Here is a 19,849-nt window from a genome sequence, read left to right as displayed (position 1 = left end):
CTGCCAAGATGCCGGCATGAGTTGCCGCATCGCCTTCGTGCTCTTTCCCGGGTTTCAGCAGCTGGACCTGGCCGGCCCGATGGCCGTGTTCGAAGTGGCGCGGCTGGAGCGCCCCGGCAGCTATGACTGGCGGCTGGTGGCCAGTGCGCCGCCTGCCGCACGCAGTTCCGCCGGTGTGGACTGGCCCGTGCAGGCGCTGCCGCGGCGCCTGGGCGAGCTGGATCTGGTCATGGTGATCGGTGGCGATGGCGTGGACGGGGCCTGCCGCGACGAGCGCCTGCTGGGGTGGTTGCGACGGGCGGCCCGTTCAGGGGCGCGTATCGCCAGCATCTGCAGCGGCAGCCTGGTGCTCGCGGCCGCGGGCCTGCTCGATGACCGCAGCGCGACCACCCATTGGTCGCGAGGGCGGCAGTTCGAGGTCGAGTTCCCGGCCGTTCAATTGCAGCCTGACCGCATCTATGTGCGCGAACCCGCGGTGCGCGAGCGCGGTTGGCCCGAACTGTGGACGAGCGCCGGCATGACGGCTGGCATCGACCTGTGCCTGGCCCTGGTGGCGCATGACCACGGGGAAGACGTGGCCCGTGAGGCGGCCCGGCAGTTGGTGGTGGAGCGGCGCCGGCCGGGCGGTCAGTCGCAGTTCTCGCCGCTGCTGGAGCTGCAGCGGCCGGACGGCCGCTTCAGCGCCTTGCTGGACGAGGTGCGGCGTGACCTGCGCGCCGAGCACCGCGTGGACGACCTGGCCGAGCGCGCCTGCATGAGCCCCCGCCACTTTGCGCGCTGCTTTCGTGCCGAGACCGGCGCCACGCCCGCCCAGGTGGTGGAGCGGCTGCGGGTGGAGGCAGCGCGGGCCGCGCTGGAGGGCGGTGCGGGGTCGGTGCAGCGGGTGTCGCAGGACTGCGGCTTCGGCAGCACCGAGCGCATGCGGCGGGCGTTTGTGCGCCTGCTGGGGCGGCCGCCTGCGGCGTTTCGGCCTTGAGCGGCTGAGCGGCTGAGCGGCTGGTCGACTGTCAGACCAGGCCGAGTGCGCCCACCACGCCGCCAGCCAGCACCATCCACACGAGGCCCAGCCGGGTGCGCAGCGTCAGCACCACCGTGGTGGCAATGAGCGCGAGCACGCCCCACCGGTGCGCCTCGGCGCGCAGGAAGGGCGCGGCCAGCAGCCAGCCGGTGGCGACGATGAGGCCCAGGGTCAGCGGCATCATGCCGGCGGAGAAGGCACGCACCGCGCGATGGTCACGATTCGCCCGGGCCCAGCGGGTGGCCGCCACCGTCAGCACGCTGGAGGGCAGCATGATGCCGGCCATGGCCGCTGCGGCACCCGCCAGGCCCGCCACGTTGAAGCCGAGTACCGCCACGAACAGGATGTTGGGGCCGGGCGCGGCCTGGGCCAGCGCGATGGACGAGGTGAACGATTCGTCGGTCAGCGAGCCAGTGCGATCCACCAGGAAGCGGTGCATCTCGGGCACCGTCGTGATGGCGCCGCCGATGGACAGCAGCGACAGGGTCAGGAAGTGCAAGAAGAGGCTGAAGAGGTCGACGTTCAACGCAGCCTCCACCACGCCACCAGCATGCCGGTGCCGCCCAGCAGGGCCAGCACCTGGAAGAGCGGCCAGCGCAGCAAGGCAATCAGCACGAAGGCCGCGGCCGCCAGACCGAGGGCCAGCGGCCGGCCCAGCGGGCTGGTCTTGAGGGCGGGCAGCAGCTTGATGCCGGTGGCCAGGATGAGGCCGGCCGACACCGCACCCATGCCTCGCAGCGCGTTCACCGCCATCGGGTGCTGGGCGAGCTGGCCATAGATCATCGCCAGCCCCAGCACGATGACGGCCGGCGCGGACAGCATGCCCGCCAGGGCCACCACGGCGCCACGCAGGCCGAAGAAACGGTCCCCGATCATCATGGAGAGGTTGACCACATTCGGCCCGGGCAGCACCTGGGCGATGGCGAGGGTCTCGACGAACTCTTCCTTGGTGAGCCAGCCCAGGCGCTCGACGAGTTCGCGCTGGGCCACCGCCAGCACGCCGCCAAAGCCTTGCAAGGCCAGGCGCGTGAAGGCCAGGAAGAGTTGCAGCAGGGAGGTGGGGCGGTTCAAGCGCGCCGCCTTCAGCGGATGACCTTCAAGGCGTCCGGATTGACGATGTTCGTCGGCTCGGAGCGGATGAAGTTCAGCACGTTGTCGAACGCAGCGTCGAAGTAAAGCTCGTAGCTGTCCTGCTCCACATAACCGATGTGCGGCGTGCAGACGGCGTTTTCCAGTCGCAGCAGCGGGTGGCCCTGCAGGATGGGCTCGCTCTCGAACACGTCGATGGCGGCCATGCCGGGACGACCGCGGTTCAGGGCCGAAACCAGCGCGCCCTCGGTGAGCAGTTCGGCCCGGGAAGTGTTCACGAACAGCGCCGTGGGCTTCATCTGGGCCAGGTCATCCGGCGTGACGATGCCGCGGGTGGCGTCGCACAGGCGCAGGTGCACGGTCAGCACGTCGGCCCCGGCGAAGAAGGCCTCGCGGCTGGGCGCGGCCTGGTAGCCGTCGGCCTCGGCCCTCAGGCGAGAGGCTTCGCTGCCCCAGACGATGACCTGCATGCCGAAGGCCCGGCCGTAGCCGGCCACCAACTGGCCGATCTTGCCGTAACCCCAGATGCCCAGCGTCTTGCCGCGCAGCACCATGCCGACGCCAAAATTGGCCGGCATCGATGCGGCCTTGAGCCCGGCCTGCTGCCAGGCACCGTGCTTCAGGTTGCCGATGTACTGGGGCAGGCGGCGCATCGAGGCCATGATCAGCGCCCAGGTCAGCTCGGCCGGCGCCACCGGGTTGCCCACGCCCTCGGCCACCGCGATGCCCAGCCGCGTGCAGGCGTCGACGTCGATGTGGCTGCCCACCCGGCCGGTCTGCGAGATGAGCTTGAGTTTGGGGAGTTTTTCAAGCAGTTGCCGCGGGAAGGCGGTGCGTTCGCGGATGAGTACGAGCACTTCGGCGTCGCGCAGCCGGACCGACAGCTGGCCGATGCCCTTGACGGTGTTGGTGAAGACCTTGGCGTTCAGCGGCTCCAGCTTGGCCGCGCAGCGAAGCTTGCGCACGGCATCCTGGTAGTCGTCGAGGATGATCACATTCATGGCGGGGGCCCGCGCAGCGAACGGCGAGTGCGTGGGGCAGCAGGTTTGGGGACATTGTGCCCTCGGTGGATGCGGGGTCCCGGCATGCTGGCTACGATAGTTTTCCCTCAATGGAGCCCGACCCGATGAACCCGATTTCCATGCACGACGCCAGCGCCCCCGTCTTCGCCAAGATGCTGGGCAACATGCTCAGCTGGCTGGAGGCCGCCAAGGCCCATGCCGAAGCCAAGAAGTTCTCCACCGACGTCTACCTGACGCTGCGCCTGGCCCCGGACATGCTGCCCTTCACCAAGCAGATCCAGATCGCGAGCGACGCGGCCAAGGGCTGCATCGCGCGCCTGTCTGGCCAGGAGCCGCCCAAGTTCGAAGACAACGAGGCCACGCTGGACGAACTCATCGAACGCATCCGCAAGACCCGTGACTACGTGCTGTCGGTGCCGGCCGCAGCGGTCAATGGCAGCGAAGGGCGCGAGATCACCATCCCGCGCCGGGTCGGTGAGCCGCTGAAGTTCGACGGATCGACCTACCTGCGTCATTTCGCGCTGCCCAACTTCTATTTCCACGCCACGACGACCTATGCGCTGCTGCGCCACGCGGGCGTGCCGCTGGGCAAGACGGACTACCTGGGCGGCTGAACGCCAGCGTCCTGCGGTGCCGGCGCGCCCGGCTGACGCTGCCCGGGGCGGGAAATGCTCCTCAAAAGCGCGGCTATTCCCCCGCCCGCGGGCCGGCTGGGGGCTTGAAAATCGGTTGAACTACCGATCAAGCCCCTCAATCCCGCCGCATGGACATGTCGACGCCCCCCGCTGCCCAGCCCTCCGGCTCGCAAGGCCTTGCCTTGGTCGAGCAGTGGCTGGCCCTGGCCCGTGCCGGCAATTGGCCCTTGCCGGAGGTGATGGAGGCGGCGTCCCGGCTGCAGGCCGCCGGTGCGCTGGACGCCGCCGCGCTGCTCTACCAGACCTGGGTCGGTGCCACGCCCGACCCGATGAAGCACGTGGCCTGCTTCAACTGGGGCGCGGTGCTGGGCGAACTGCGTCGCCATGCCGAGGCCGAGTCGGTCTACCGCATGGCGCTGACCCTGGCCCCGGGCTTCGTGCAGGCCCGGCTCAATCTCGGCCACCAGCTGGAGCACCTCGGTCGCGAGGAAGAGGCGTTGGCCGAATGGCGCACGGTCTATGAGATCGACAACCCCGAGAGCCTGGGCGCCGAGCCACTGAGTCTGCGGCTGCATGCCTTCAACAACGCGGCGCGGCTGCTGGAGCAGCTCAAGCGCTATGAGGAGTCCGAGGCGCTGATGCGCCGCTCCCTGATGCTGGACCCGCGCCAGACCGACGTGGCCCAGCATTACGTGCACATCCGCCAGAAGCAATGCGCCTGGCCGGTGTACGACACCTTCGGCGAGGTGACGCACAACCACCTGCTGATGAGCACCTCGCTGCTGGCCATGCTCGACGAGAGCGACGACCCGGTGCTGCAACTGCTGACCTCGCAGCGCTACGTCAATGACAAGCTGCCCAAGGTCACCACGCCGCCGCTGCACCGGGGCCGCAAGCGCGAGGGCAAGATCCGCATCGGCTATCTGTCGGGCGACCTGCACATGCATGCGGTCGGGTTGCTGACCGCCGAGCTGTATGAGCTGCATGACCGCAGCAAGTTCGAGATCCACGCCTTCAGCTGGAGCCGTGACGACGGCACGCCGCTGCGGGCACGCATCAAGGCCGCCATCGACCACTACCACCCGGTGCACGCCCTGACCGACCGGCAGGCGGCCGAGGCGATCGCCGACGCGGGCATCGATGTGCTGGTCGACCTGCAGGGGCTCACCAGTGGCGCCCGGGCCGGCATCCTGACCCACCGGGGCGCTCCGGTGCAGGTCGGCTATCTCGGCTTGCCGGCCACCTCGGCCATCCCGGGCGTGGACTGGATCCTGGCGGACCGCTTCGTCATGCCGCCGGAGTCGTTGCCGTACTACACCGAAAAGCCGATCTACCTGCCCAACTGCTACCAGGTCAGCGACCGCCAGCGCTTCGCCAACCCGGCCCCGACCCGCACCGAGGTTGGGCTGCCGGAGGACGCCTTCGTCTTCTGCGCGTTCAACAACAACCACAAGATGAGCGAGCAGGTGTGGCGCTGCTGGATGCGCGTGCTGCGCCAGGTGCCGCGCGGCGTGCTCTGGCTGCTGGCCGACAACCGCTTTGCGCAGGCCAACCTGACCCGCGTCGCGGCGGAGGAGGGCATCGCGCCCGAGCGGCTCATCTTTGCCGGCCGCGCCCATCCGGCGGACTACCTGGCCCGCTTCACGCTGGCCGACCTGTTCCTGGACACCTTCCCCTACAACGCCGGCACGACGGCCAGCGACTGCCTCTGGATGGGCACGCCCATCCTGACCCGTTCGGGCCGCACCTACATCTCGCGCATGGCGGGTAGCCTGCTCACCGCCGTGGGCCTGCCAGACCTGATCACGACCACGATCGACGAATACGAGCAGCGTGCGGTGCAGATTGGCAACCAGCCGGCGCGTGTGGCGTCGTACAAGCGCTACCTGGCCGAGCACGGGCGGAGCTCGCCGCTGTTTGACATCCCGACGATCGTGCGCGATATAGAGCGTGAGTTCGAGCGACTGGCGCTGGACGCCCGCGCCAAACCGTAAATGCCCCAGCGCCCCCACGATCCCTTCTTCGACGGCCAACCCCAGGCCGTGGGCTTGCGCCTGGCCGCCAACGGCGAGCCGCCGACGCCGCCAGATCCGCTGGACGACCTCAGCAGCCAGCCCATGGGCGACCCGCTGCTGCAGGCGCTGTCCTGGCTGACCAGCCATCACGGCAAACCGCGTTCGGCGGCCTCGCTGCGTGCCGGTGCACCCGTCGAAGGCGCACTGACGCCTGACTCCGCCATCCGCGTGATGCGCGAGGCGGGCTACAACGCAGGCCTGCTGCGCAAGGGCATCGACGAGATCAATGGCCTGCTGCTGCCCGCGGTGCTGCTGCTCAATGGCGGCGACGCCTGCGTGCTGGTGCGCCGCCTGGACGACCCGGCCACCGTCTCGCCCGGCGCCTGCCGGTACGAGGTGGTCTTTCCTGGGCCCGAGGCGGCCGCGGTGCCGGCCACGACGGCGGAGCTGGAGCCGGAGTACAGCGGCTTCCTGCTGGCCGTGTCGCCGATGGAGACTTCGGCGGCTGGCGGGTCGCAGGAATCCCTGCTCAAACTCGGCGATCGCGGCCTGTCATCGCACTGGCTGTGGGGCACGCTCAAGCGCTTCGCGCCGTATTACCGCGCGTCCATGCTGGCGGCGCTGCTGTCCAACGTGCTGATGCTGGTGTCGGGCCTGGTGACCTCGGTGATCTACGACAAGGTCATCCCGCACCAGGCCATGGTCACGCTGTGGACCCTGGCCATCGGTGCCGCCGTGGCGATGCTGTTCGACCTGTTCGCCCGGCAGTTGCGCTCCCACCTGATCGACCTGGCTGGCCGCAAGGCCGACCTGGTCATCGGCGCCAAGCTCTACCGCCAGACCCTGGGCGTTCGCATGGAGCACAAGCCCGCCTCGGCAGGCGCCTATGCCGCCTATCTCGCCCAGGTGGAGATGGTGCGCGAGTTCTTCACCGGCGCCACGCTGTCCGCGCTGTCGGACTTGCCGTTCCTGGTCATCTTCATCGGGATGATCTTCATCATCGGCGGGCCGCTGGGCTGGGTGCTGGTGCTGGCGGTGCCCATCATCCTCGGCCTGTCCTGGGCGATGCAGGGCGCGCTGCGCCGGGCAATGAGCACCAACATGCAGCAGACGGCCGACCTGCACGGCACGCTGGTGGAGTCCCTCGAAGGGCTGGAAGACCTGAAGACCTCAGGCGCCGAAGGCCGCTTCCTGCGCCGCTACGAAACCACCACGGCCATCGTGGCCGATACCGCGTTGACCTCCCGCGCGCTGTCGAGCTGGAGCATGAACCTGTCCAGCACGCTGCAGCAGGCCGTCAACCTGATCCTGTTGGTGTGGGGCGTGTACCTGATCCACGACGGCGTGATCAGCTCGGGCGCCCTGATCGGCTCGGTGATGTTCGCCAGCCGGGCCATCGCGCCGCTGGGCAGCCTGGTGAGCCTGGCCACGCGCTACCAGGGCGCGCGAGCGGCGATGCTGTCGCTCAACCAGATGATGAACGCGCCGGTGGAGCGCGACGGTGCACGCAACTATGTGCCGCTGTCCAACGTGACCGGCAAGGTGGGCCTGCACGACGTGGGCTTTGCCTACCCGGCGGCGGCCACGTCGCATGGCCAGTCCACCGCCGATGCGGCCTCGCCCAAGGTGCTGCGCAATGTGACCATGCGGCTGGAGGCGGGCGAACGTGTCGCCATCCTGGGCCGCATTGGCAGTGGCAAGTCGACCATCCTGCGCCTGCTCGGTGGCCTGTACCAGCCGACCGAGGGCATGGTGGAGGTCGATGGCATCGACCTGCGCCAGATCGACCCCGCGGAATACCGCTCACGGGTGGGCTTCGTCAGCCAGGACCCGCGCCTGTTCCTCGGCACGCTGCGCGACAACGTGTTGATGGGCCGCGCCCACCTGGACGCCGGCCGCCTCGTGGAAGTGGCCAAGCTCACCGGCCTGGACCGGGTGGTCGCTGCCCACCCGATGGGCTGGGACCTGCCCGTGGGCGAGATGGGCCAGCTGCTCTCGGGCGGCCAGCGCCAGCTCGTGGCCCTGGCTCGTGCCTTGGTCACCAAGCCGCAGGTGCTGCTGATGGACGAGCCCACCAGCTCGATGGACGCCCAGAGCGAGATGGCCTTCCTGCGCCAGCTGCGCGACGCGGCCGGCAGCGCCACGCTGGTGGTGGTGACGCACCGCCCCGCCGTGCTGGAGCTGGTGCAGCGCATCGTGGTGGTGGACGGCGGCCGCATCGTCATGGACGGCCCGCGTGATCAGGTGCTGGCCGCGCTGTCCGGCGTGCGCCCGGCGGCGCCAGGCGGCGGCGCCGAGGGCGGCGTCCACCTGCATCCCTCGGCTCAGCCCGTGCAGCGCAGCGCCTCCGTATGACGTCATCGCTGACCAAGGAGGAGGGCGCCTTCGTCAGCGCCATCCACGCAGCCCACATTGACGAACCGCTGCCGCGGGCCACCTGGGCGCTGTACCTGCTGTGCGGCGTGGTGACGGCCGCCATCACCTGGTCGGCCCTGGCCAAGGTGGACGAGATCACCCGCAGCGATGGCCGCATCGTGCCGGACGGCCGCGAACAGGTGATTGCCAGCCTGGACGCCGGCATCCTTCGCGAGCTCAAGGTGCGCGAAGGCCAGGAGGTGCAGGCCGGCCAGGAGCTCGCCACGCTGGACCCGACCCGTGTGGAGGCGCAGCAGGCCGAAAGCCAGGTGCGGCTGCTGTCACTCAAGGCCGCCGCCGCCCGGTTGGATGCCGAGGCCAATGGCCGGGCCACGGTGCGGTGGCCGACGGATGTTGACCCCAAGTCGCGCTATGTGCAGGCCGAGGCCGAGTCCTTCGAGGCGCGCAAGCGGCTGCTGGAGGAGGCGGTGTCGTCCATCAACCGCAGCATCGGCATGATCTCCAAGGAGCTCAAGCTCGCGCAGGACATGGCCGGTCGCGGGCTCATGAGCGATGTGGAAGTGATGCGGCTGAATCGCCAGGTCAATGAGATCCAGCAGCAACGTGCCGAGCGCCTGTCGCGCTACCGCCAGGAAGCCAGCCAGGAACTCGTGCGCGTACAGAGCGAGATGGCCCAGCTCGACGAGCAGATGGTGGTGCGCCAGGACGCGCTCACGCGAACGGTGTTGAAGTCGCCGGTGCATGGCGTCATCAAGAGCGTGAAGGCCGGCACCATCGGCGGCGTCATCGGCAGCGGCACGCCCATCCTGGAGATCTCCCCCATCGGCCCCAAGGTGCTGGTGGAGGCGCGCATCAAGCCGCGCGACATCGGTTTCATCCGCCTGAACCAGACAGCCGAGGTCAAGCTGGCCGGCTATGACTTCAACACCTTCGGTGGCCTGGAGGGCAAGGTCACCTACATCAGCCCCGATGCGGTCACGGAGGGTGACAAGACCGGCGAAGGTCACTACCGCGTCATCGTCACCGCCGAGCGCAACAACCTCAAATACAAGGGCGAGCCGCTGCCCGTCATTCCCGGGATGACCTCGGTCGTGGAGATCAAGACCGGCGAGCGCTCCGTGCTGAGCTACCTGCTGCGCCCGATGCTGAAGTCACAGGAAGCGCTCCGCGAGCGGTAAAGCGCTGCCGGGGCGCCTCTTTTCGGTGCTTTGGCCGGGGAGGGCGGATGGTCTAGTGAGAGGGCCATGCTGTACGTCCTCCGCCCCCTTCTCCTGACCTGCCTGAGTGGCCTGACCCTGTTCGGGCCCCTGGCCTTCGCGCAGACGCGCACGCCCCAGCCCCGCGCGGCCAAGCCGCCGGTGGCAGCGTCGGCGCCCGAGCCCGTGGCCAGCCAGGGCCGGTGCAACGAGGAAGACGCCGGGCTGTCGCGCTACGGCCGCGACGCCAGCCAGCTCGTGACCGACAGCGGCGATCCGCGGGCCTCGCTGCAAGTGTTGATCGACCGGACCCTGGAGCGCAGCAAGGCGCTGGGGGCCGTGCGGCTGCTGGCTGACGCTGCGCGCTCTGATCTCGAAGAGACCCGGGCGCTGCGTCTGCCATCGGCCGTGCTGACGCTGTCCGTCATGGGCGCGCGGGATGAGGTGGGCAGTCTGCGCGCCGAGAACGGCGGTCGCTACACCGGCGGCATCAGTGCCAGCATGCCCGTGTGGGACGCCGGGCGCATCACCAAGCTGACCGAATGGCGCAAGGAGCTCGCCGAGGTGGCGGTGCAGGGCCAGCGCAGTGCCGAGGAGCAACTGGCGCTGAACACCGTCACCCTGGCGCTGGACCGCAGCCGCTATGTGCTGCAGGCCCAGGTCTATGGCCAGTACGTGCGCAAGATGTCGTGCCTGGTGGAGGCGCTGGAGATCATCACCAAGGCCGACCGCGGCCGTGCCAGCGAGCTGGTGCAGGCGCAGAAGAGCCTGCAGCAGGCCGACCTGTCGCTGGAGCAGACCATGTCGGCCCTGCGCCAAACCGAGGTACGCATGAAGCGCCTGGTCGGCGAGCCGCTGCCGCCGAGCATTGGCATGACGCCGACCCTGTCGGTGTTGCCCGACCTGGATCAGATGCAGAGCGACATCCTGCTCGGCGCCGACGTGGCCCAGGCGGAAGCCCAGGCCCGGTCGCAGCGCAGCCTGGCTGAGTCGGTCATCGCCGGCCAGAAGCCGTCGGTGGCGCTTACCGGCAACGTGGTTCGTCAGGCCGGCATGGCCAAGGCCACGGACATCCAGGGCGGCGTGACCGTCACCATCCCGCTCCTGCAACCCGGCGCCGAAGCGCAGGCGAGTGCGGCGGTGCAGCGCTACCGCGCCACCGTGCTGCAGCGCGACGAGGCGATCGAGGCCAAGCGATACCGGCTGCTGGAAATGCACGAGGTGGGCACCTCCACGCTGGACCGCGCCCGGCGCATCGTCGAGATCCTGCGCAACAGCGACCGCGTGCGCGCCTCCACGCTGCAGCAGTGGCAGCAGCTGGGGCGTCGTTCGCTGTTCGATGTGATGGCCGCCGAGGGCGACTACTACTCCATGCGCGTGGCCCACGTGAACGCGATGTTCGACGCCCAGCAGATCGTCGCGCTCATCTGGAGCATGGGTCGTGGCGTGGCCACGCCGCTGCGGTAAAAGACGAACCACAAACCCGAGACGCCCGGAGGCCCCATGATTTCCCAGGAACAGCTTGCATCGGTGATCAATGACTGGTGGTACTACAGCGTGGAGCTGGCCCCCGGTGTGGTCACCAAGGGCGCCGACACGCCCCGCACGCCGATGCTGCCGCGCATGATGATGCGCAACTGCGACCTGGCGGGGATGGCCTGCCTGGACATCGGCAGCATGGAGGGGCTGATCCCGGCGTTGATGGCCCGCAAGGGCGCCAGCCGTGTGGTGGCGACCGATGCCATCCCACACTGCGCCAAGAAGATGGACGTGCTGAAGGCCGCCTATGGCGTGCAGTTCGACTTCCACCAGATTGGCCTGATCTACGACTTGAGCACCAAGCTCGCGCCCTATGGCGGGTTCGACTTCATCAACCTGTCGGGCGTGCTGTACCACGTGTTCTCGCCCATGCACGTGCTCGCGGGCGTGCGGCCGCTGCTGAAGAAGAACGGCCTGATGGTCGTCTCGACCAACGTCATCAAGCGCGGCGACCACACGCTAACCTTCAACCACCAGGGCTCGCTGCAGCGCGAACTCAACACCTTCTGGTATCACTCGGTGCCGATGCTGGACTACCTGCTGCGCACCTTCAAGCTGGTGCCCATCGATTTCCTGTTCTGCCCGCACACCGAAGTGAACCCGAACAACTTCGTGCCCGGGCTGCCGAGCGGCTACATGTCCGTGGTCTGCCGGGCCACCGACGACGTGGACGGCAACGAGCCCGACGCCTGGACGGCACACATGCGCCGTGCCTCCTGGGAGTACATCGGCCTGTGCAACAACGCGATGCTGGATGCCCAGCCGGTTTCCCAGATCCGCTACACCGGCGCCGGTGCACCCGAGGCCCGGGGCCTCAGCCTGATGGAGCACATCGACGAGCCGCACCGCATCGTCGCGACGGTGGACGACCCGCAGAACTCGCAGACGCTGCGCCTGGGCGACCTGTCCTGACCGGGGGGGTCATGCAGCGGCGATTCGAACGGCTGCGCAACTGGATCGGCAGCAGCCACCCGCTGCAGCTGGAGACCTGGACGCGCACCCTGCTCATCCACTACCACTTCCACTGTTCCGACCGGGCTCGCATCGAGCTGCACGGCACCGCCTCGCCGATGCTGCAGGTGCTGACGCCGACGTCCTTCAAGGGCCAGGGGCGCATCCGCATCCACGCCAGCAGCGTCTTCGGCGTGGTGCGCTCGCCGGGCAGTCATGCCAGCAGCTACATCGAGTCACGCACGCCTGAATCCCTGGTGGACATCGGCGCCGACTGCGCCTTCAACAACCAGCTCGTGCTGATCGCCGAGGGCGCCGCCATCCGCTTCGGGGCGCGCTGCCTGGTGGGGCCCGAGGTGTTCGTCAGCGACAGCAACTCGCACGACCTGCGCATCCCGCATCGCCGCCAGCCTGACCCGCGGCCGCAGGATGTGGAAATCGGCGATGACGTCTTCATCGGGGCACGAGCGGTGATACTGAAGGGCGTCCGCATCGGTGCGGGCAGCGTGGTGGCGGCCGGTGCGGTCGTGACGCCGCGGCTGCAGGCGCCGCCGCGGTCCATCATTGCCGGCAACCCGGCGCGCATCGTCGGCGAGGTCGGCGATGACCACGACCCTTCCTGATGAGGCTTGACGGATGACCGACCCCGAAACCCTGGCCCCCAGCTTCGTGCATTCCCATGCGCTCGTCGAGACGCCCCATGTGGGCGCCGGCAGCCGCATCTGGGCCTTCGCCCACGTGCTGCCGGGTGCACGCATCGGCAGGGAGGCCAACATCTGCGACCACGTCTTCATCGAGAACGACGTGGTGCTGGGCGACCGGGTCACGGTGAAGTGCGGCGTGCAGCTGTGGGACGGCGTGCACGTGGAGGACGACGTCTACATCGGCCCCAACGCCAGCTTCACCAATGACCCCGCGCCGCGCAGCCGCCAGCCGCAGGCCGAGCCGCTGCGCACCCGCATCCGGTCGGGCGCCAGCATCGGCGCCAACGTGACCATCCGGGCCGGCGTCACCGTGGGCCCTGGCGCCTTGGTGACCGACGGCGCCGTGGTGACCCGGGACGTGCCGCCCCGCGCCATCGTGGCAGGCAACCCCGCGCACATCACGGGCTATTTGGACACCCCGCCGGTGCCGCTGGGCGCCAGGGTCTCCGCCCAGGCCTTGGGCGCCGCGCTGCCCACGCTGACCGCGCGTGGGGCCGGTCTGGTGCGGCTGCCCAAGATCGTCGACCTGCGCGGGGCCTTGAGCTTTGGTGAGATCGGTGCACATCTGCCTTTCACGCCGCAGCGCTTCTTCGTGGTGTACGACGTGCCCAGCGAAGAAGTGCGGGGTGAACACGCGCACAGGGCCTGCCACCAGTTCCTGGTCTGCCTGAAGGGCGCGGTGACCATCGTGCTCGACGACGGCCAGGCCCGCGACGAGGTGCGGCTGGACACGCCGCAGGTGGGGCTGCACATCCCGCCGATGGTCTGGGGCATCCAGTACCGTTTCTCGGCCGATGCGGTCATGCTGGTGCTGGCGTCAGACACCTACGACGCGGCCGACTACATCCGCAACTACGACGATTTCCTGGCTGCCGTGAAGGCAGATGCCGCATGAGCCTCGCCGTTCCCTTCCTCGACCTGAAGCCGGCCTATGCCGCCAGCCAGGCTGGCATCGACGCCGCGCTGGCCCGCGTGGCGGCCAGCGGCTGGTATCTGCTCGGCCAGGAGCTGCAGGCCTTTGAAGCCGCCTATGCCGATTTCTGCGGCGTGCCGCATGCCGTGGGACTGGCCAACGGGCTTGACGCGCTGCACCTGGGCCTGCTGGCCCTGGGGGTGGGCCCGGGCGACGAGGTGATCGTGCCGTCCAACACCTACATCGCCACGTGGCTGGCCGTGAGCCAGTGCGGCGCCCGGCCCGTGCCGGTGGAGTGCGACCCGGCCACCTACAACCTCGACCCGGCGCGCATCGAGGCCGCCATCACATCGCGCACCAAGGTGCTGCTGCCGGTGCACTTGTACGGCCAGCCGGCCGACATGGACGCCATCCAAGCCATCGCCGCGCGCCGCGGGCTGGCCGTGCTGGATGACTGCGCCCAGGCGCATGCCGCCCGCTACAAGGGCAGGCCGGTAGGCAGCCTGGCGACGGTGTCGGCCTGGAGCTTCTATCCGGGCAAGAACCTCGGCGCCTTCGGGGACGGGGGGGGGGCGACCACGGCCGACGCCGGTGTGGCCGACCGCCTGCGGGTGCTGCGCAACTACGGCTCCCGGGTCAAGTATCACAACGAGGTCAAAGGCTTCAATTCGCGGCTGGACGACATCCAGGCCGCGGTGCTGCTGGCCAAGCTGGGCCAGCTGCAGGCCGCCACCGACGAGCGGCGAGCGATCGCGGCCCGCTACCTCGACGCCTTCGCGGGCCTGCCGCTGGTGCTGCCCGCCGTGGCGCCGGGCAATGAGCCGGCGTGGCATCTCTTCGTCGTGCGGCACGAGGCGCGCGACCGGCTGCAGAAGGCGCTCGCCGAGCGCGGCATCGGCACCATGATCCATTACCCGGTGCCGCCGCATCTGCAGCCGGCCTATGCCGAGCTCGGCCTGGGCCCGGGTGACCTGCCCATCGCCGAAGCCATCCATGCCGAGGTGCTGAGCCTGCCGCTGTGGCCGGGCATGCAGGAGGCCCAGGTCGACGCCGTCATCGACGCCGTGAGGGCCTGCGCTTGAAGGCGATGGACATCACGGTCCTGGTGCCGGCCTACAAGTCCCAGTACCTGCCGGAGCTGCTGCGGGCGCTGCAGAGCCAGACCCTGCCGCCCGCCCGCGTGGTGTTCTCCGACGACAGCCCCGACCAGGCCTTCCAGCGCGCACTGGCCACCCCCGAGGCGCGCGCGGCCTGGCCGGCCTTGCACCTCGAAGTCATCCCGGGCCCGCGCAACGGCGCCTGGGCCAACTTTCGCCACCTGCTGCAGCACTACCAGGGCGAGACCGCCTTTTTCCACCTGCAGCTGGACGACGACATTCCCTACCCGCAGTTCTACGAGCGTCACGCCCAGGCGCACGCGCTGGCGCAGGGCCAGGCGGCCGTGAGCCGGCGTTGGACGGCGCTCGAATCGGGTGAGCCCACCGGCAGCCTGCCGGTACCCGAAAGCATCCACGGCCAGTTGCAGCGCCTGTTCGCGCTGGGGCCTGATGTGCTCTTCCCCAGCACCGTGGCGGCGTCGAACAACTGGCTGGGTGAGTTCTCCAACGCCACCTTCCGCGCCGGCATGCGCGAGGAACTGCTCAGCACCCGGCTGGCGGGCGTCAGCTTCACCGGGCTGGAAGACATCGGCGCCTTCCTGGTGGCTTGCCGCCAGGCGCCGCTGATCTACATCAATGAACACCTCGGCTACTTCCGCACCAGCCCTGGCCAGAACACCTCGCTGACCACCGGCCGCATCTTCAAGCTCGGGCTGCTGGCCTGGGTGGCGCTGGCACTGGCGTCGCACCGGCTGGGATACCTGGACGCGGGCCAGATGGCCGCCGTGGCCCAGCGCATCGGCGGCACGGTGCTGCAGCACTACCGCGCCGTCGACCCGGCCATGTGCGACGTGGCCGAACTCGGGCTGCGGCTGGGGCAGGGCCCCGAGGCCGAAGTCGACTACCTCGCCGCCTGGCATGCCTACTGTGGCGCCCTGGAGATGCCTGCATGAAGCCCGCCTACATCCATCCCATGTCCGACGTGAAGGCCGAGGTGATCGGGGACGGCACGCGCGTCTGGCAGTTCTGCGTGGTACTGGCAGGCGCACGCATCGGCGCGGACTGCAACATCTGCGCCCAGGTGCTGATCGAGGGTGATGTCGTCATCGGCGACCGCGTCACCGTCAAGAGCGGCGTGCAGCTCTGGGATGGGCTGCGGGTCGAGGACGACGTCTTCATCGGTCCGAACGCCACCTTCGCCAACGACGCCTTCCCGCGCTCGCGCCAGCGCCCGCCGGCCTATGCCCGCACGCTGCTGTGTGCCGGCGCGAGCATCGGCGCCAATGCCACCATCCTGCCCGGCGTCACCGTCGGGGCCGGCGCCATGGTCGGCGCGGGCGCGGTCGTCACCCGCGACGTGCCGCCGGGCGCGGTGGTCGTGGGCAACCCGGCGCGCGTCATCCGCCAACTCTGAGGGCCTGTGGGCATGCTCGATCTCGTCTGTGCGACCCGCCATTCGCGCGAAGCCTTCTGGAGCCAGTCAGCACTGGGCCAGTCGCTGCGCCGCGTGGCCCATGACACCCGGCTGCAGCCGCGCGTCTATTTCGAGAACCAGCGTGGCCTGCCGGAGCTCTACAACGAGCGCATCGTGGCGCCCGACGCGTCGCCGCTGCTGGTGTTCATCCACGACGACGTCTGGCTGGACGACTTCTTCTTCCCCGAGCATGTGTCGGCGGCGCTGAATGCCTTCGACGTGGTCGGCGTGGCCGGCAACCGGCGCCGCGCGCCAGGGCAGCCGTCCTGGGCGTTCCCGTCGCTGGAGTTCAAGTGGGATGACCGGGCCAACCTGTCCGGCACCGTGGCCCACGGGCCGACGGCCTTCGGGGTGGTCTCGCCCTTCGGCCCGACGCCCGCTCCCTGCGAGCTGCTCGACGGCGTGATGCTGGCGGTGCGCCGCGACCTGCTGCTGGAGCGGCAGGTGCGCTTTGACGAGCGCTTCCGCTTCCATTTCTACGACATGGACTTCTGCCGCACCGCACGCGGCGCCGGCCTGCGACTGGGCACCTGGCCGATTGCGATTACCCACCAGAGCGAGGGCGGCTTCGCCTCCAACGGCTGGGCCGAGAGTTACGCGGCTTACCTGGCCAAGTGGGGAGACTGAGCCTGGGCCACTGAGTGCGCGGGCGAGCCGCGGGCGCGGCTCAGAACCAATCCGCCGGCAACGGCAGCCCGACGCTTTGCAGCAGGGCGGCACGCGCGGCCTTGAGTTCCGGCGTGGGGGCCGGCCAGCGCCGGTAGGCGTGCACGAAGTCCAGCAGCACCGTCGCGTTGTTGGACGTGGCCTGCTGCCCGCGGCGCTGCCCCGGGTTCACGTAGTCCTTGTGCATGACGGCGCCGCCCCCTGCCACATAGGTCGGCATCGCCCGGCTGCACACACCGAGCAGGAAGTCCCAGTCCTCCTGGGAGGCCATGTGGGTGTCGAAACTGAGGCCCTGCAGCAGGCTGCGGCGGTAGGCCAGGCAGTGCAGGGGGATGAAGTTGCGCACCCACAGCGTGGGCAGCTCCAGCGAGCCGAGGTCGGTGACCTGGCGGCCGAGTTCGGGGATGCCGGGCTGCTGGCGGTCTTCGGTGACGATGACCACGTCGGTGAACAGCACCTGGGCCTGGGGCTGCTGGCAATGAGGGCGCAGCGTCGCGAGGTGATGGGGCTGCAGGGTGTCGTCGTCGTCCAGGAAGATCACCCATTCCCCACGCGCCATGGCCAGGCCCTGGTTGCGGCTTTCCGCCGGGCCGTTCGGGCCGGTGCGCTTCAGGAAGCGATCCTGCGGGCCCAGGTCGCGCGCGGCGACAACGGCGGTCTCGGGGTCGAGCTGGTCGGCCACCAGCAGCAGCTCGAAATCGGCGTCCGTCTGCGCCCGCAGCGACGCGATGGCGCGGGCCAGCGTTTGCGGCCGCTGGTGCGTGGCCATGATGATCGAGAAGAAGGGTGCGGGAGACGAAGCGGTGGCAGCCATGCCGGGATGCTATGCCCAGCGGCCCGTGCGTGGCCGGGAACAGCACTGTGCATCCCGCCGAATTCGGCCCTTCGGTGCCAGGCAGGCGAGGCTTAGGATGACTGCATGCAGGCAGTGGATGACTTGAGGGCTTTCGACGGGTTGCGCAGCGGCCTGATCTTCTGTGCCTGGACGGGGTTGAACCCGATGTCGGCCCAGCGGGTGCAGGCGCTGCTGTCCATCCAGGTCCAGACCGGCTGCCCGGTGCAGCTGCTGACGGCGGCCAACATCCCCGACTGGCAGCATCCTGAGCATCCCTTCCACCCGGCGTTCCCGCTGCTCAGCCAGGTCCATCAGGCCGACTACCTGCGTGTCTACCTGATGCACCACTACGGCGGCGGCTACACCGACATCAAGCACACCTCGCGCGCCTGGGCGCCGTTCTTTGCGCGGCTGCGCGCATCGCCCGCGCATGACCTGCTGGGCTACACCGAGATCGGGCCGCACGGGGTGGCGCCGCTGCCGCCGCCGGTGGGCGACCTGCTGCGCGCGCACTACGACAAGCTGGTCGGCCTGTGCGCCTTCATCGGCCGGCGCTATTCGCCCTTCACCACGGCCTGGCTGGCGCAGACCCATGCGCTGCTGGACGCGAAGTTCGAGGCCCTGCGCCAGAACCCGGCCCGCCATCCGCAGGACCAGACCGGCGTCCAGCTGCCCGACGGCAGCCTGAGCGCCTATCCGCTGGCCTGGACCGAGCTGCTCGGCAATGTCTTCCACCCGCTGGTGCTGGCCCATCATGAGCGTGTTCTGCACGATCAGATCGCGCCCAGCTTCAGCAACTACCGTTGAGGCCCGCATGCTGTTGACCAACCTGAGCCGCCTGGATCTGCTGCGGCTGCTGCCGCAGGGCGGCGAGGCGGCCGAGATCGGCGTGGCGGAGGGCGTGTTCTCGCGCCACATCCTGCGCGATGCCCAACCTCGGCGACTGCACCTGATCGACCCCTGGGAACACCAGGCTCGCGACGACTACCAGACCGACCGCTACGGCAACGTGGCGGCGCAGGAGCAGGAGAGCCGCTTCCAGCAGGTCTCGGCCGCATTCGCCGCCGAGACGGCGAGCGGCCAGGTCGAGTTGATCCGCGCCTACTCCAGCGATGCCGCGCCGCGCTTCTCGCCGGGGCAGCTCGACTGGGTCTACCTCGACGGCCTGCACAGCGAGGCCGGTGTGGCGGCCGACCTGCGCGACTACGCGCCCAAGGTCAAGCCCGACGGCTTCCTGCTCGGGCACGACTACACCAACCACCAGCCGGCCCGGCAGTCGGGCTTCGGCGTGGTGGAGGCGGTCAATGCCTTCTGCGAGCGGGAAGGCTGGCACTTTCTGCTGCTGACGATGGAGAACTTCCCGACCTATGTGCTGGTGCGCGACCGCCAGACCGTGGCGGCGCAGACCCTGGTGGCCAATGTGCTCTTCCATGGCGCCTGGACCGTGGAGCTGGGTGACTACCCGCGCGGCTGGCAGTACCAGCACAACGCGGTCGTCGTGGCCGGCAAGACCGTGGTCTACCCGACCCTGACCCCCACCGCCGCGAGGACATGATGGCTGCGCTTCCTGACGTCGAACTGCTGCAAACGCCCGAAGGCCTGCGCTATCTGCTGATGCGCGGGCCCGACACGCATGGCGTGTCGCAGAGCCTGCGCGCCCGCGGCAGCTACGAACCCAACCTGCAGGTGCTGGCCTCGGCGCTGCTCAACGCCAACCCGCAGCCAGGCCTGGTGCTGGACATCGGGGCCAACCTGGGCAGCTTCACCGTGCCGATGGCCAAGCGCTATGCGGAGCACCGCTTCCATTGCTTCGAGGTGCAGCCGCCGGTGTTCTACCAGCTGTGCGCCAACGTGCTGCTCAACAGCCTGGGCAATGTGTCGGCCCACCCTTTCGGCCTGGCCCAGGCGGCCAGCGAGATCGAGGTGCCGCTGCCGGTCTACGCGGAGGAGATCAACATCGGCTCCTTCAGCCTCGACCCCGGCATGCGCCAGGGTGTGCGCGGGCAGGAGTTCCGCGGCGAGACGGTCACGGTGAAGGTGGTCAACCTGGACAGCCTGTTCCTGGAGAACGTGCGGCTGGTGAAGATCGACGTGGAAGGGCTGGAGCTGGAGGTGCTCAAGGGCGCTGCCGGCACCCTGTTGCGCTGCGGTTTCCCGCCCATCCTGTACGAGGCCTGGGCCTTCGAGTGGTATGCGCCCAAGAAGGCGGCGCTGGAAGCCTTCCTGCAGGGCCTGGGCTATGTGGCGCTCAATTTCGACGGCAGCGAGAACTTCGTCGCCCAGCACCCGGCCTTCGGCGCCATGATCGGTCTGCGGTAG

At 69.3% G+C, this 19,849-nt stretch carries 20 protein-coding genes; 16 read left to right on the top strand and 4 right to left on the bottom strand.

Annotation, left to right across the window (positions count from 1 at the left end; all coding sequences use genetic code 11):
• The first annotated feature begins 16 nt into the window (after positions 1 to 16).
• Complete coding sequence (locus CDO81_RS02150; protein ID WP_088481500.1) at positions 17 to 976, top strand: GlxA family transcriptional regulator; 960 nt, start codon at positions 17 to 19, stop codon at positions 974 to 976.
• Between the two features lie 31 nt (positions 977 to 1,007).
• On the opposite strand, the gene CDO81_RS02145 is transcribed toward CDO81_RS02150, so the two are convergent.
• The 3 genes from CDO81_RS02145 to CDO81_RS02135 are packed head-to-tail and all read right to left on the bottom strand — an operon-like array spanning position 1,008 to position 3,108.
• On the bottom strand, positions 1,008 to 1,544 hold the full coding sequence (locus CDO81_RS02145; RefSeq protein WP_241516813.1) for a chromate transporter: 537 nt from the start codon (positions 1,542 to 1,544) through the stop codon (positions 1,008 to 1,010).
• A complete protein-coding gene (locus CDO81_RS02140) occupies positions 1,541 to 2,089 on the bottom strand; it encodes a chromate transporter (protein ID WP_241516812.1) in 549 nt (182 codons plus the stop codon). The genes CDO81_RS02145 and CDO81_RS02140 overlap by 4 nt, the downstream gene beginning before the upstream one ends.
• 11 nt (positions 2,090 to 2,100) lie before the next feature.
• The gene (locus tag CDO81_RS02135) at positions 2,101 to 3,108 is read right to left on the bottom strand and encodes a D-2-hydroxyacid dehydrogenase family protein (protein ID WP_088481498.1); all 1,008 of its coding nucleotides are present in this window, start codon (positions 3,106 to 3,108) and stop codon (positions 2,101 to 2,103) included.
• 125 nt (positions 3,109 to 3,233) lie between these two features.
• Here CDO81_RS02135 and CDO81_RS02130 point away from each other — a divergent pair, with 125 nt between their 5' ends.
• The 12 genes from CDO81_RS02130 (at position 3,234) to CDO81_RS02075 (ending at position 16,656) form a co-directional block, all read left to right on the top strand.
• Complete coding sequence (locus CDO81_RS02130) at positions 3,234 to 3,743, top strand: DUF1993 domain-containing protein (protein WP_088481497.1); 510 nt, start codon at positions 3,234 to 3,236, stop codon at positions 3,741 to 3,743.
• Between the two features lie 155 nt (positions 3,744 to 3,898).
• Entirely contained in the window at positions 3,899 to 5,758 is a 1,860-nt protein-coding gene (locus tag CDO81_RS02125; RefSeq protein ID WP_088482409.1) for an O-linked N-acetylglucosamine transferase, SPINDLY family protein, read from the top strand.
• Positions 5,759 to 8,134: a type I secretion system permease/ATPase gene (locus CDO81_RS02120; RefSeq protein WP_088481496.1), complete on the top strand. Its 2,376-nt coding sequence runs from the start codon at positions 5,759 to 5,761 to the stop codon at positions 8,132 to 8,134.
• A complete protein-coding gene (locus CDO81_RS02115; protein ID WP_088481495.1) occupies positions 8,131 to 9,333 on the top strand; it encodes a beta-barrel domain-containing protein in 1,203 nt (400 codons plus the stop codon). Before CDO81_RS02120 ends, CDO81_RS02115 begins: the two co-directional genes overlap by 4 nt.
• A gap of 66 nt (positions 9,334 to 9,399) precedes the next feature.
• The gene (locus tag CDO81_RS02110) at positions 9,400 to 10,818 is read left to right on the top strand and encodes a TolC family protein (RefSeq protein WP_088481494.1); all 1,419 of its coding nucleotides are present in this window, start codon (positions 9,400 to 9,402) and stop codon (positions 10,816 to 10,818) included.
• A 36-nt stretch (positions 10,819 to 10,854) separates the two neighbouring features.
• The gene (locus CDO81_RS02105; protein WP_088481493.1) at positions 10,855 to 11,802 is read left to right on the top strand and encodes a class I SAM-dependent methyltransferase; all 948 of its coding nucleotides are present in this window, start codon (positions 10,855 to 10,857) and stop codon (positions 11,800 to 11,802) included.
• A gap of 11 nt (positions 11,803 to 11,813) precedes the next feature.
• Positions 11,814 to 12,464, top strand: coding sequence for an acyltransferase (locus tag CDO81_RS02100; RefSeq protein WP_088481492.1), 651 nt, complete (start codon positions 11,814 to 11,816; stop codon positions 12,462 to 12,464).
• A gap of 13 nt (positions 12,465 to 12,477) precedes the next feature.
• Positions 12,478 to 13,440 (top strand): WxcM-like domain-containing protein, encoded by a 963-nt coding sequence (locus tag CDO81_RS02095; RefSeq protein WP_088481491.1) that lies wholly within the window; start codon positions 12,478 to 12,480, stop codon positions 13,438 to 13,440.
• Positions 13,437 to 14,540, top strand: a complete 1,104-nt coding sequence (locus CDO81_RS02090) for a DegT/DnrJ/EryC1/StrS family aminotransferase (protein ID WP_088481490.1) — start codon at positions 13,437 to 13,439, stop codon at positions 14,538 to 14,540. The genes CDO81_RS02095 and CDO81_RS02090 overlap by 4 nt, the downstream gene beginning before the upstream one ends.
• A 5-nt stretch (positions 14,541 to 14,545) precedes the next feature.
• Entirely contained in the window at positions 14,546 to 15,508 is a 963-nt protein-coding gene (locus CDO81_RS02085) for a glycosyltransferase family 2 protein (protein ID WP_088481489.1), read from the top strand.
• Entirely contained in the window at positions 15,505 to 15,969 is a 465-nt protein-coding gene (locus CDO81_RS29050; protein ID WP_088481488.1) for an acyltransferase, read from the top strand. The genes CDO81_RS02085 and CDO81_RS29050 overlap by 4 nt, the downstream gene beginning before the upstream one ends.
• Positions 15,970 to 15,981: 12 nt before the next feature.
• Positions 15,982 to 16,656, top strand: a complete 675-nt coding sequence (locus CDO81_RS02075) for a glycosyltransferase family protein (RefSeq protein WP_088481487.1) — start codon at positions 15,982 to 15,984, stop codon at positions 16,654 to 16,656.
• 40 nt (positions 16,657 to 16,696) lie between these two features.
• On the opposite strand, the gene CDO81_RS02070 is transcribed toward CDO81_RS02075, so the two are convergent.
• Positions 16,697 to 17,509 (bottom strand): glycosyltransferase family 2 protein, encoded by an 813-nt coding sequence (locus CDO81_RS02070; RefSeq protein WP_088481486.1) that lies wholly within the window; start codon positions 17,507 to 17,509, stop codon positions 16,697 to 16,699.
• A 105-nt stretch (positions 17,510 to 17,614) separates the two neighbouring features.
• Here CDO81_RS02070 and CDO81_RS02065 point away from each other — a divergent pair, with 105 nt between their 5' ends.
• Genes CDO81_RS02065 through CDO81_RS02055 form a run of 3 tightly spaced genes read left to right on the top strand, consistent with a single transcriptional unit; the run spans position 17,615 to position 19,849 of the window.
• Positions 17,615 to 18,337, top strand: coding sequence for a glycosyltransferase family 32 protein (locus CDO81_RS02065; protein WP_088481485.1), 723 nt, complete (start codon positions 17,615 to 17,617; stop codon positions 18,335 to 18,337).
• Between the two features lie 7 nt (positions 18,338 to 18,344).
• The gene (locus CDO81_RS02060; RefSeq protein ID WP_158218136.1) at positions 18,345 to 19,085 is read left to right on the top strand and encodes a class I SAM-dependent methyltransferase; all 741 of its coding nucleotides are present in this window, start codon (positions 18,345 to 18,347) and stop codon (positions 19,083 to 19,085) included.
• Entirely contained in the window at positions 19,085 to 19,849 is a 765-nt protein-coding gene (locus CDO81_RS02055; protein ID WP_158218135.1) for an FkbM family methyltransferase, read from the top strand. Before CDO81_RS02060 ends, CDO81_RS02055 begins: the two co-directional genes overlap by 1 nt.

The organism is Roseateles puraquae (assembly GCF_002205845.1).
GTDB lineage: Bacteria > Pseudomonadota > Gammaproteobacteria > Burkholderiales > Burkholderiaceae_C > Pelomonas > Pelomonas puraquae.
The sequence above is the reverse complement of the archived record's forward strand: the minus strand, read 5'-3'. Positions and strand labels throughout refer to the sequence as shown.